General features: G+C 31.8%; 11 protein-coding genes and 1 pseudogene. 2 read left to right on the plus strand and 10 right to left on the minus strand.

Annotated features, from left to right (window positions below):
* Both dnaK and QZN45_RS05070 read right to left on the minus strand, forming a co-directional pair.
* A partial coding sequence (gene dnaK / locus QZN45_RS05065) for a molecular chaperone DnaK (protein WP_296811538.1) occupies positions 1-1,295 on the minus strand: 1,295 nt, incomplete at its 3' end.
* 45 nt (positions 1,296-1,340) lie between these two features.
* Positions 1,341-1,892, minus strand: a complete 552-nt coding sequence (locus tag QZN45_RS05070; protein ID WP_292883162.1) for a nucleotide exchange factor GrpE — start codon at positions 1,890-1,892, stop codon at positions 1,341-1,343.
* Positions 1,893-2,197: 305 nt separating this feature from the next.
* Here QZN45_RS05070 and QZN45_RS05075 point away from each other — a divergent pair, with 305 nt between their 5' ends.
* Positions 2,198-2,770 (plus strand): ArsR family transcriptional regulator, encoded by a 573-nt coding sequence (locus QZN45_RS05075; protein WP_292609813.1) that lies wholly within the window; start codon positions 2,198-2,200, stop codon positions 2,768-2,770.
* Positions 2,771-2,824: 54 nt separating this feature from the next.
* On the opposite strand, the pseudogene hypF reads toward QZN45_RS05075, so the two are convergent.
* A pseudogene (gene hypF, locus QZN45_RS05080) lies at positions 2,825-5,082 on the minus strand (carbamoyltransferase HypF).
* Positions 5,083-5,134: 52 nt separating this feature from the next.
* Between hypF and larB the strand changes: the two are divergent.
* Complete coding sequence (gene larB, locus QZN45_RS05085; RefSeq protein WP_296811542.1) at positions 5,135-5,896, plus strand: nickel pincer cofactor biosynthesis protein LarB; 762 nt, start codon at positions 5,135-5,137, stop codon at positions 5,894-5,896.
* A gap of 139 nt (positions 5,897-6,035) precedes the next feature.
* On the opposite strand, the gene QZN45_RS05090 is transcribed toward larB, so the two are convergent.
* Genes QZN45_RS05090 through gatB form a run of 7 tightly spaced genes read right to left on the minus strand, consistent with a single transcriptional unit; the run spans position 6,036 to position 13,145 of the window.
* Positions 6,036-8,546, minus strand: a complete 2,511-nt coding sequence (locus tag QZN45_RS05090) for a CDP-glycerol glycerophosphotransferase family protein (RefSeq protein WP_296811544.1) — start codon at positions 8,544-8,546, stop codon at positions 6,036-6,038.
* A gap of 12 nt (positions 8,547-8,558) precedes the next feature.
* Positions 8,559-9,065, minus strand: coding sequence for a hypothetical protein (locus QZN45_RS05095; RefSeq protein WP_292609809.1), 507 nt, complete (start codon positions 9,063-9,065; stop codon positions 8,559-8,561).
* Between the two features lie 12 nt (positions 9,066-9,077).
* The gene (locus tag QZN45_RS05100) at positions 9,078-9,878 is read right to left on the minus strand and encodes an ABC transporter ATP-binding protein (RefSeq protein WP_292609808.1); all 801 of its coding nucleotides are present in this window, start codon (positions 9,876-9,878) and stop codon (positions 9,078-9,080) included.
* Between the two features lie 14 nt (positions 9,879-9,892).
* Entirely contained in the window at positions 9,893-10,660 is a 768-nt protein-coding gene (locus QZN45_RS05105) for an ABC transporter permease (RefSeq protein WP_292882825.1), read from the minus strand.
* 23 nt (positions 10,661-10,683) lie between these two features.
* The gene (gene hisE / locus QZN45_RS05110) at positions 10,684-10,974 is read right to left on the minus strand and encodes a phosphoribosyl-ATP diphosphatase (protein WP_292609806.1); all 291 of its coding nucleotides are present in this window, start codon (positions 10,972-10,974) and stop codon (positions 10,684-10,686) included.
* A complete protein-coding gene (locus QZN45_RS05115) occupies positions 10,975-11,781 on the minus strand; it encodes a CBS domain-containing protein (protein ID WP_296811550.1) in 807 nt (268 codons plus the stop codon).
* Positions 11,782-11,792: 11 nt separating this feature from the next.
* Positions 11,793-13,145 carry an Asp-tRNA(Asn)/Glu-tRNA(Gln) amidotransferase subunit GatB gene (gene gatB / locus QZN45_RS05120; protein WP_296811552.1) on the minus strand — a complete coding sequence of 451 codons (1,353 nt, stop codon included), beginning with the start codon at positions 13,143-13,145 and terminating at the stop codon, positions 11,793-11,795.
* Positions 13,146-13,391 lie beyond the last annotated feature (246 nt).

Below are 13,391 nucleotides of genomic sequence, written 5' to 3' on the forward strand. Positions count from 1 at the left end.
GCTGCCATTTTTCTTTCCCCTTGCAATACGTTAATGTCTACAGAAGGTTGATTGTCTGCAGCTGTGGAGAATATTTGGCTTTTTTTGGTAGGAATAGTAGTGTTCCTTTCAATCAATGTAGTTGATACTCCACCTAAGGTTTCAATACCTAATGATAATGGAGTTACATCTAAAAGAACGATGTCTTTAATTTCTCCAGCTAATACTCCTCCTTGAATAGCAGCTCCCATGGATACACATTCCATTGGGTCAATACCACGTTCAACTGGTTTTCCTATGAATTTTTCTACAAATTTTTGTACAATTGGCATTCTGGTAGGTCCACCAACTAAGATGATTTTGTCAATTTCAGATTTGCTCATTTTTGCATCATCTAATGCTTGTTGCATTGGTTTACCTGATTTTTCTACAATTGAATCAACGAGCTCTTCTAGTTTAGCTCTTGTAAGTGAAATGATTAAGTTTTTAGGGCTTCCGTCAGCACCCATTGCAATGAATGGTAAGTTTACTTCGGTAGTTGTAGTGGTGGATAATTCGATTTTTGCTTTTTCAGCAGCTTCTCTTAATCTTTGTACTGCTTGGTCATTATCCATTAAGTCGATTCCTTCTTTAGCTTTGAATTCATCAGCTAAGTATTTGATTAATACGTTATCCATGTCGGTACCACCGAGTTGAGTGTCCCCGCTGGTGGATCTTACTTCAAATACTCCTCCACCGAATTCCATGATGGTTACATCCAAGGTACCTCCACCTAAGTCGTATACCATAATGTTCATGTCATCTTCTTCGGATTTGTCAAGACCGTATGCGAGGCTTGCTGCGGTTGGTTCGTTTACAAGTCTTACAACATCTAATCCTGCAATTGTTCCTGCATCTTTAGTAGCGGTTCTTTGGTTGTCGTCAAAGTATGCTGGTACGGTAATTACTGCTTTTTCAATAGGTTCTCCGAGGAATGTTTCTGCATCTTTTTTAATTTTTTGTAAGATGAATGCGGAAATTTCTTGTGGGGAATATTGTTTTCCGTTTATAGTTACTTTGTGGTCAGTACCCATGCTTCTTTTAATTGCGCTGATAGTATTTTCTGGGTTTGTAACTGCTTGTCTTCTTGCAGGTTCACCAACTAACATTTGACCGTCATCAGTAAATGCAACATAACTTGGGAAAGATTTACCATATTGACTTGCTCCTTCAGCGGAAGGAATTGTGGTTGGTTTACCTCCTACAAGTACAGATGCTGCTGAGTTACTTGTTCCTAAATCAATACCAATAATTTTTTCTTTTTTTGAATCAGACATAATTATCACCTATTTTTTTTATAAATAATTTAATAAACTTGAATTTTATTTTTTACAAACAATAACTTTGGAGTATTTAAGGACTTTATCTTTGTACATGTATCCTTTCATTAATTCATCTATAACATATCCGTTTTCGACATCATCTGACTTTTGAACCATTAATGCTTCATGTTTGTTCAAGTCAAATTTTTCACCTTTTGCAGGAATTTCTTCTACGCCTTCTTTTGTTAAGATATCTTTAAATTTATTGTAGATGAGTTCTACTCCTTCTTTTAAATCTTCATCGTTTTCAATTTCTAAAGCCCTACCAAAGTCTTCATAACAATCAATGAACTCTTTAATAATATTTTCATTAGCGAATTTGATTATTTCTTTATTTTGCTTATCTGTAATTTTTTTGAAATTTTCGAAATCTGCTTGAAGTCTTTGTGATAATGAAATATATTCTTGAGTTTCATTTTCTTGTTTTTCAAGATCTTCTTTAAGTTTGGCTATCTCTTCATCCTTAAGAGTTAACTCTTCAAGAAGTTCATCATAGTTTTCTTGATTATCTTGAGTTTCAACTTCAGTTTCGCTTTTATTTTCATCAGTCATACGCGCACCCTTTTATTGCTTTTTGAAAAACTAATGTAATAACTCTGCATCGAGAATATTAAATTTTAAGAACTTTAATATTGGTTTTGGGAATTTATGGACATATAGGAAAATGGTTCATCTTATAAGAGTTATTACTTTAAGTTTTTCAGAACCAAATATTAAAGTAACAAAAAGTTATCTTTCTCTTACTATATTATAGTAACAAAAAGTTATATAAAGGTTTCGATTATTTTGACTTTTTTCTTACAAGTAGTAATAAAAATACAATACTTTAAATATATTATATGATATAATGTATTACCATGAGAGATAGTGAAGACATTAAAAATGATAAATATCATAAAAATGTCAATTCTTCTAATGGCCACATAGAAATTAGAGGAAACTATAACGACCATTTAGGAGATATTGATAAAGAAGATATACTTGATGTAATGGGCTGTAAAACTAGAAGAGATATTATTAACCTTTTAAGGGAAGAACCTATGTTTGTTAGTGAAATATCCAATGAGCTGGATATTGGTCAAAAGGCAATCATTGAACATTTACGTGCTATGGAAGATATAGGTATCTTGAATTCTTCTTATAAGAAAATTTTAAGAGGTCGTCCGCGTAAATACTATGATTTACAAAACGAAGTGAATATTCACATTACAATCAATAGAAACACCTTCGATGTAAATCTGTCAGATGATATGTTGAATACGCTACAGCTTCCATCAGGTGACGAATGGTCAAAACTTTTAGATATTGAAAAAAGAATTGATGCCGGACAGCTCGAAGCTATCGATGAGTTGAAAAATCAAATAAGATTATACGGCAATCTTTTGGAAAGAGCCGAATATATTCTTGAAAGAACTTATAGAAGTAGATAGAACAGTTGTGTGGTCATTAATTAATTGTTTGAATTCAATTTCAAACAATTCTCTTTACTTTTTTTTAGCTATTATCGCTTGTCCAAGGGATACTGATCCATCTCCTGCGCAAGTGTTTTTATGTTGGATAAAATCATATCCATTATTTTCAATGAAATTTTTAACGGTGTCGGTAATGGCTTCGTTGTAAAATACGCCCCCTGTGGCTCCAATGCTATTGAGATTTTTCTTATCTGCTGAACTTATTGCAAGTTCACTTAATCCCTTTGCAACAGCAATTTGTCCGGCACGGGCAATATCAGCTTTTTTTGCTCCATTTTGATATAATCTGACAACATCTCTTAAAATCTCAGTTGTATTCAATGTATTGTTTTCAATAATGTATGGGATTTCCAAATCAGTTGTTGAGTAATAAGCACATGATTCAAGTTTCATGGAGCATTCTCCTTCATATGTTCTCTTATCACATATTTCAAGTGCAACTGCCATTGAATCGAGAACTCTCCCTGTACTTGTGGTCTTTCCAACATTGATTCCAGAATCCAATTGCTTGAAAATATTTTTAATTTCGATTTCTCCGTATTTGAAATGATTGACATAATTTTTAGTCAAATCCTCATCTTTCAGGATGCTTGCAAGCATTCTTGCAGGATATTTTGTTGCCATATCTCCGCCAGGCATTAGCTGGCTTTCAAGATGTCCCAATCTTTCAAAATCTTTAATGTCAGTATAAAGAATTTCCCCGCCCCAACTGGTTCCATCACTACCATAACCTACTCCATCAGCTGCAATAACAATCATTTCATCAATTGAACTGTCATTAGCAAGAGCAATGGCATGCGCATGATGGTGTTGTATAGGCATTACTTCTGCACCATACTCTTCAGCTAATTGATAAGCCAGGCGTGTTGTAAAAAAATGAGGATGCATATCACATGCAATTGCATCAAATTCGCTGATTTTAGTAATCCTCTGCATGTTTTCAATAGCTTCCTTTAAAAATTCCAATGTTTTGGGTTTATTTGTATTTCCGATATGCTGTGAAGGATATACTATATCGTCTTTGGCAATGGAAAATGTAACGTCAAGTTCGGGACCTAAAGCCAACACATTCAAATCATTGACATCATAATTGATTTTATATGGTTCTGGTGTATATCCTCTTGAACGTCTGATGAATGACAGTTCATTGTTTCTGAATCTGATAACGGAATCATCGCATCTATTTAATATCTTACGATTATGCACTAGAGAATAGTCATTGACTCCATTTATAATGTCTTCATTTTTAATCATCATGTCTTCATTTTTAATCATCATTGGCTCTCCAGGAGTATTTGCTGAAGTCATGACATATGTGTCGATGTCACTTTCATCAAAAAGTAAATAATGCATTGGGGAGTAGGGAAGCATCACTCCGATATTGTGAAGGCCTGGAGAGAGGGATTCCGGAAATGGATAATTGTCATTTTTCTTTAAAATCACAATTGGCCTTTTATTTGATGTAATTGTTTTTATTTCCTTTTCGGATAGGTGAGCATAATTTTGGACTGATTTTAAATCCTTGCTCATAACTGCAAAGGCCTGATTTGGTCTGTTTAAACGTTTTCTAAGCTGATTGCATCGTCGTTATATGCATCGACAACTAAATGTGTTCCTCCGATTCCTTTGATGGCTAATATTCTGCCTTCTTTTAGGATGTCTGCTCCTTTTTTAATGGGATTTTCACAATTTATTTTATTTGAACCATCATAAAATGCCATTTGAGGTCCGCATTCACTGCAGCAAATGGCTTCTCCATGATATCTCCTGTTAAGTGGCTCCCTATATTCCACAAGACAGTCATCACATAGTGGAAATTCATCCATTGAAGTTCTCACTCGATCATAGGGAACGCTTTCAATAACTGTAAATCGGGGTCCGCAATCAGTACATGCATTAAACGGATATTTATATCGTCTGTCTTTTGGATTTCTAATTTCTTCAAGGCATTTGTCACAAATTGCAATGTCTGGAGGTATTACGCTTACTCCTGAATATGCATCTCCACTTTCAATGATTTCAAAATCAGGATAATTCTTGCTTTCAATATCTTCAATTATCATGGAGTCAATTTTGGCGATTGGCGGCAACTCATTGGGAAGTCTTTCAATGAATGATTCAGTGTTTTTTCCTTCAATTATGATTTCAACGACATTTCCAAGGTTTCTGACGTATCCTTTAAGATTCAAATCGGTTGCTAGTCTATATACATATGGTCTGAATCCTACGCCTTGAACTATTCCTTGTGTCAAAACCTTTTGAGCTTTCATAAATATATTATTTAAGTTAAATTTTATATAAAATTTTATCCTAAGTAATACTATGAAAGATATTCTTGAAAGATTGGTTAATGGAGAACTTACTGTTGAAGAAGCTGAAAATCTTCTAAAGGCCGATGCAATTTTGGAATTTGATGATGTTGCTAAATTTGATATAAAAAGGAATAATCGTACAGGTTTTCCCGAAGCAATCTTTGCTGAAAGTAAGGATTATGATGATTTGATTTTAATTATTAGGCAATACCTTGAAAACAGTGATGATGATTTGATTATAACAAAATTGTCTCTTGAAAGATATGAAAATATTTTAAATGATTTGGGAAATGATTCCTTTATTTTTGATTACAACAGAAGGGCCAAAATTTTAGTTATTAGAAAACAAATTGCTAAAAAAGACCCTGTTGCAAAAATAGGCATTATTACTGCAGGAACTTCAGACATTAACATTGCTGAAGAGGCAAGAGTGATTGTTGAGGAAGGAGGATGTGAAGCCATCACTTCTTATGATATTGGTGTTGCCGGAATCCACAGGCTGTTTCCGCAGATTGCCCATATGGTTAAGGAAGGTGTTCGTGCATTCATTGTTTGCGCTGGGATGGAGGGGGCGTTGCCTTCTGTTGTTGCAGGTTTAGTTGACGTTCCCGTTATCGGTGTTCCGACTTCCATTGGTTATGGTGTAGGTGAAGGTGGAAGAGTTGCACTTGATGCAATGCTTCAGTCATGTGCTCCTGGAATTGCTGTTGTAAATATTGATAATGGTTTTGGAGCGGGTGTTTTCGCTCTCAGTATTGTAAACACTGATTAATGCATTACTTAACATTCATGATGATTTAAAGTTGCTAATTGGTTGATTTTGAATGATATTTTAAAGATGGATGAGCATTTTGGTTTTAAAGAATATGAAAATATTGAATATCGAAAATTTTCAAGGGACAGATACGGACTTAATCCTTTAAAGGGATTTCCTTTATTGCTTCATGAACTCGTTTGCAATTGTTCTTATCGTTAAATAGGAAAAAATTATCAATTCGTTTGGAATATTTTTGTTTAATTTTGCAGTCATTTTCAATATATTCAATTATCAAATCAACAAGTTCATCTTCATTTTTGCATACCTCTCCCATCCCCATACTTTCATAGTCAAAAAAGCTTCTTTCAGTATCAAAATGATAATCATTACCATATTGATAATAAATCACAGGTTTATATAAATATGCAAAATCAAAAGCTACTGAGGAATAATCGGTTATCAGCAATGACCCATTATTAAATAATGTCTGAAACTTAGTTTTTTCATAATCTATTTTAACATAATCGTTTTCATCAAATAACTCTATAAAATTGTAAACATTTGGATGGGGCCTAAATATGATTTCGTAATTATGCTCTTTGGCTTTTTCAATTAATTTTTCATTGTTTATTAAACTGTTGAATCGTTTAAAATATTCTGTTTCAGCAATATATTCATTTGATTTTCTAGTGAGGTATCTTCTCCAAGAGGGCATAATGATTATTTCATGTTTGTCCTCTACATTTTTAAGGTTGTCATATCTGGGCAAGCCTTTTAGTTGAATGACTTTTTTTCCATAATTGTAAGGGTATTTAAAAGTTGAATCATATTCCTTTTTTGAACTGACCAAAAAGAAAGACAAATTCATGTTTTTTCTATTTAACCAATCTGAAATATCATCCTTAAGGATCCCATGTTGTAGAAATATATTGTTTGATTTTAAAAGACCTGCAAAGAATGGATAACCTCCCCAAAAGGGATAAATTATTTCATTGTCCGGGTGGGAAGATATTATGTTTTCAACATATAATCCTAAAAGTCTATGTTTAAATGATTTATATGGCAGAACTTTACCTATTTTTTTAATTTCATCAAAATCTTCATTGTTTGCATCTATGATGAAGTATTTATCAATGTCTTCATTTTGTTTGACGGAATATTTGAAAAGATGCAATCCATTGTCATCAGGCTCATCTGGGCGATCCATATAAAACCATATTCTTTTATTTTTTAAAAACGGATAGCTTAGCATATAAGCCATTCTAAATGGCAATGCTTTTAAAAAGCCCGATTCATGACGTCTTATCATGTTTATTTGGGTGCTTAATTCTTGCTTTATCCAGTTTAATGTTGTTTTTCTTTTTACTATTATTCTATTTTCTTTTAAGATACTGATGTAGTGTTTTGTTTTACCATATCCAATGGATTTTGAAAAGTTACATGGCCTTGAAAAATCAATTTTTAATCGTACATTTTCTGTTTCCCATCTAATTTCATATTTTTTACTTTCTGATAATGGTATTGTTGCTTCAATTGAATAATCTGAAGCATATTTATGTCCTAAACTGTATTTATCATATTGTGGGAATTTTTTTATGGTTGTATTTATTTTTTCTCCGTTAACTATGATATCTAGCTTTATATCTGTAAGCGTTGTCAAGCTGGCCAATATGTTCAGCTTGTTATTGATTATGTCGTAAATATCAATAAACACAGTATTCAAATTTAGTTTTTCAATTAAATCTTTTGGAATTTGGTCATATTTTAATTTGAATAAAAAGATTTTAGTGTCATTTTCAATTAAAAGGTTATTCAAAATTATATTATCATCAATACTTTCAACGAAAGGTTTTAATCTGGTTAAATCTAGTTCTTCTTTAGAATATTCTATGGCTGAAAGCCATTTAAGTTGATTTAATAGTTCATATTGAACAAATTTTGGAATTTCTTGAAAATTGCTTTCGCTTTTTTTGATAATTGTATTGAGATTATTATCTATGAATTTTAAATATTCCTTATTATTTAGGGCAATTTCTTCTGTTGGAAGTATTTTTTCTTCAATATTTTCAATAAAAAAACTTCCTTGTTTGCAAATTCCTAATTTTGGACTGTCTAATGATATTTCATTTAAAAAAGCAAGGTGGTGGTTATATTCATCCAAGTATCGAATGTCTTTTATGGCTTCTTTTTTGATAATTGTTGAAGGTCCTAGCAACTGGACAAATTCAGAATTTTTATTCAAATCAAATATTCCATTTTCATTAATAGAGTAATCTAGATATCTTTCTTTTCTTCCATTTTTATAGTAATAAATTGGTATGGTTATTAAATCCACATCTTTATCATTTTCAATTAGCTTTAAAGTATCTTCTAATGTATTTTCTGAAATATAATCATTTGCATGTAAAATAATAATATATTCTCCGTTAGCATTTTCAAGTCCGATATTTGCTGCTGTTGGAGAATTTGATTCGATATATTTTATATTTTTATCATCGTCTTCATTGAAAATATTTTTTATATAGTTTGCTTTGTTGTCAATGACAATGATTTCAATATTTTCCCTAAAATTTAATGTTTGATTAGTAAATGAGTTGAGAGTTTTTTTAAGTTCATTAACTGAATTGCTTCCCAGCACTATTGCAGTAAATTTAAATTCACTCAACTTCATTCCTCTTTAATCTTGTGATTGCTTGTAATCTGGGCGTAATGTATATAATATACAGTCCAAATCTTGTGTTGTGGTATTGAGATCGTCGTATCCTGACATAAATATTATATATGTGTGCTTATATTGATAAAAAGATGAAACGACAATTGTGTCATTTTCACCTGTTAATATTGTTTGAGTAATGTTTACATCATCCATCTCAAATGTTTTATTTGTGGTATTCTTAAAGTCTTGTTCTTCAAGAAGGGTTGCTGTATAATTGGAATGCATTTTTTTTACAGTATTTCCTTTACCCAAGTCATAAATTTGTATTTTTTCATTATTGTTTTTGTTATATAACTCTAAAACATTGTTACCTGTGTCTTCAACAGAAAATCCGTCAGGTATTGTAATGGTAGTTTTACTGAAAGTTGTAATCGCACTACCTACTGTCATTGAATTATCTATTATCATATACATTGAACCTAATCCAATAACGGCTATTATTATAATTAAAACCCATCTTTTATCCATGTTCAAACCTTTTTATTTCTTTTTACTGCTTTTTACATAAGCGTCGCAAACTTCCTTTGCTTCTCCTTCCATTACAATTTTTCCATTTTCAATCCAAATGCATCTGTCACAAATTTTCTTGATTTGCCCTATGGAGTGAGAAACAAGAAGCACAGTAACACCTTCTTTCATCATTGATTGGATTTTTGCGTTACTTTTCTTTTTGAATTTGATGTCTCCTACTCCCAATACCTCATCAAGTATTAATATGTCAGGTTTAATTGCAGTTGCAACTGAAAAACCTAATTTTGCTTGCATACCTTTTGAATAATTTTTAACAGGATAATTAATAAATTCTCCAAGTTCTGAAAATTCAACGATTTCATCATATTTTTCTTTAAGGTAATTTTCATCCATACTTAAAAAGGCGCCATTTAGGAAAATATTATTTTTTCCAGTGTAGTTTTTATCAAAACCCGCACTAATTGCAAGTAACGGTGCCACTTTTCCATTAATTTTAACGGTACCTTCTGTAGGTTCATAAATTCCGGATATTATTCTTAAAAGAGTACTTTTTCCAGATCCGTTAAAACCAAGAATTCCTACTCTTTCTCCTCTTTTAACTTCAAATGAAATTCCATCAAGAATTCTAATTTTCCTTTTAGCTTTTTTGTTACGTTTCAGTGTCCTAATAACATATTCTTTAAGGGTATCAATTTTATCTTTTGTAACTTTAAATTCCATTACCAAATCTGTTACTTCAATGGCGACTTCTGAATCCAGTTTTTGCATGGAATTATTTTTATTTCTTTGAAATCTATCCAATACGCCCATAATTATTACCCTTTCTAAATTTCTAATGCTAATTTTTTATCATAAATGTTGAATAGTAAAATGCCTATGAAAAATACTGTAAATGCAAATGCAGCCAAATAAGATAATGTGCTTAAATCCGGAACAACACCATACACAACAGATTCTCTAAAACATGAAATTGCGGAGTATACTGGATTTAGTGTAAATATTTTTTGTACAGTTCCAGGTACGATTTCCATAGGATAGAATAATGCTGATGCATACATCAAAATTAAAGTAAATACATTGTATAAATATCCAATATCTGAAAAATATGTGTTACATACTGCTAAAATCAATCCCACTCCGAATATCAGTATCACTAATAAAAATACTGGTATAATTGCATATATGCTTGTTAAATGGAACTGTGCACCAGTGACTATCATCACTCCAAATAATATTACAAATGAAATTAGGAAGTTAACGAATTCATAACATACTGCACTTACTGAAAACATATATTTTGGAACATAAATCTTCTTTAAAAGACTTGCATGTCTTTTTATAGATCTCATAGCTCCTTTTGTAGCAGAATTATAGAAATCGTATATTAATCTTCCTGATAAAAAGTAAACTGGATAATTTTCAATGGATCTACCGAACAGCATTGAAAAAATTGCAGTAAACACTATCATGATTAAAAGAGGATTAAAGAAACTCCAAAGTATCCCTAATACAGAATCCTTATATTTTGCAGTTAAATCCTTTTTGACTAGTTGTTTTAGTAAAAACTTCTTTTCAGCGACTGTATCAAACATAGTTTAACCAAGTACTTTTTAATTTATTTTCTTCTTCGGGAGAATTCCTCAAAGACTTCATCAATTTCCACACCTTTGTAAACTAAAATTAAAAGTGTGTGGAAAATCAAATCAACAGATTCATATACTAAATTTTCATCATTTTTGGCAGCAAGTAAAACTTCCCCGGCTTCTTCAGCTATTTTTTCAAGTATTTTGTCTTCAGCTTTTTTATCGCTGTCTTGCATTATATTTGATGTGTAAGAATCAATGGGATTGTCCCTTCTTGATTCTAAAACTTCGTATACTTCGCGTATGATTTTATCATTATCCATTTAATCATCATCCTCAGATGCTTGATCTTGCATACTTTCTGTAAGTGCAATTAATGGATGTTTGTCATCATCAATAATTTCAATATCATTGAATGTTCGAATTCCTGCCCTGTCTGCAGTTTTTTCCATACCTAATTTGATGTCTTGACCTAAATCGACGACATATGAATCCACTGTTTCGTATCCTTTTTGTTTGGATGCTACTGCTCTGTGGTGACCATCAACTAAAATCCAACGGTTTCCAGTTTTTACAACAATTGCAGGCTCTGCCAATCCTTTTTCCAATTCATAAGCCCTTCCTTCAAGTTCGTCTGCATAAACTTTGTCTTGTGTAGGTCTCAATTTATTGGTTTCAACAGGCATGTGTTTCAATGTGGTTTTGATTCCGTATAATTGTTCCATGGTCTTTTTAAAGTATTCGACTTTAGTTGGTGTTGATCTTTCGATATGTGATCTTACCATATCTGTGTTTGTAATAATTCCAACTAATGTTCCGTTTCCATCTACAACAGGCATTCTTGAAATTCCTCTTCTAAACATTACTCTTGATGCATCGTTGATAGTTAAATCTTGGTTGGCGACTACTAATTTTTTTGTCATTAAATCTTTAACTGTGTCTGCCCATTCTTTTGATATTATGTCAAATGCAGTAATCATACCAACTAATTTGCCATTATCCACAACTGGATAACTATTGTGACGACTTTCTTTCATTAAATTAATAACATCATCTGTTTTTGTATCTGGAGTAACATTGATAACATTTTTAGTCATATAATCTTTAACATAAGATTTTTTCCCTGCCATGTTCACATCCTCTATTCAATATTTTCTTTCAATAATTTTACTGTTTCACCAGGGTCAGCTTTTCCACGAGTTAATCTCATTACTTGACCTACCAAGAAGTTGATGGAAGCTTTTTGACCATTTAAGTAATCTTCAACGGCTTTTGGATTTTCATCAATGGCTTGTTTTACAGCAGCTAATACTTCATCGTCTTTTACAACACCGAGTAATCCTAATTCTTCAGCAATTTCTTTTGGAGTTTTATCATTATTAGGCATTTGTTCGATGATTTTATGACCTGCTTTTGCTGTAATTTCTTTATCTTGAAGCATTTTTAAGAATTCAATCAAATCCTCAGATGTAATTCCGCTGTCTGCAAAGTCTAATTTATTATATGAAAGAACTCTTTTAAGTTCATCTCTCATAATTTTAGCTGCAAATTTAGAATCGACTTCTTTCACGACTTCTTCATATGCAATTGCTAAATCGAGTTCTGATGTTAAAACTTTCGCTGATTCTTCATCAATATCATAATCTTCAACAAATCTTTTAACCTTGTTGTGTGGAGCTTCAGGCATGGTTTCTAGAATTCTTTGAATGGTTTCATCACTAATTTTCATTGGAGGTAAATCTGGATCGGTAATGAATCTGTAATCATCAGCATCTTCTTTCATCCTCATTCCAACAGTAATCATTTGTGATTCTAGGTATGCACGAGTTTCCTGTTTTACTTCAACTCCTCTTTTCATAAGATTTTTCTGTCTTACAAGCTCAAATTTCAATGCTTTGTAAGCACCTTTAATGGAATTAACGTTTTTCATTTCCACTCTGTTTCCTCCATTGATGGAAATGTTAACGTCAGCTCTCATGGTACCTTCTCCACGAGCTCCTCCACTATATTGTAAAACACGTATTAGTTCTTTTAAAAAGTTTCTAGCTTCTTCTGGAGATTTTATATCTGGTTCTGTAACAATTTCGACTAAAGGAATTCCGGAACGGTTAAAATTAACAGTACCTCTGTCCGGTTTAAATTGACCCGGGTCCTCTTCAGCGTGTATTTCTCTGATTCTAATTCCGTTCAATTCTCCATTAATTCCAATAGGAACGGAAGTTCTTTGATAACCTGAAGGTAAATCAGGATAATCGTAATGTTTTCTCATGAAATAGATTACATCTTGATCAATTTCACAGTTAAGCATTAAAGCTATCATCAATGCATTTTCCAATGCTTTTTCATTTGTTGGATGTGGTTTAGCACCTGGTTGGTTCAAACAGATTGGGCAGATGTTTGAATTTATTGGTGCGTCCTGATAATTGGTAGGACAATCACAGAATAATTTTGATTCGGTTTCTAATTGTACGTGGATTTCAAGTCCACACATCATATCAACATCGTCACTAATAATAATTCCTCCATGGGATAATTTTTATATTAACTTTATATTTGTTTATTTCAATTTATAAATATTGTTAATACCAATGTTTTAGTTTTCATTGTTAAAATCTGTTAAAATTAATAAATTATTATGGTATTTTTTTAAAGTTATAGATTAATTTTATTAACTTATATTTTTTAAAATAATCTAATATTCGACTTATTAACCTATTTTAATAAGCTTATTTAAAAGTTT

Origin of the sequence: uncultured Methanobrevibacter sp. (assembly GCF_900314695.1) — an archaeon.
Classification (GTDB): domain Archaea; phylum Methanobacteriota; class Methanobacteria; order Methanobacteriales; family Methanobacteriaceae; genus Methanocatella.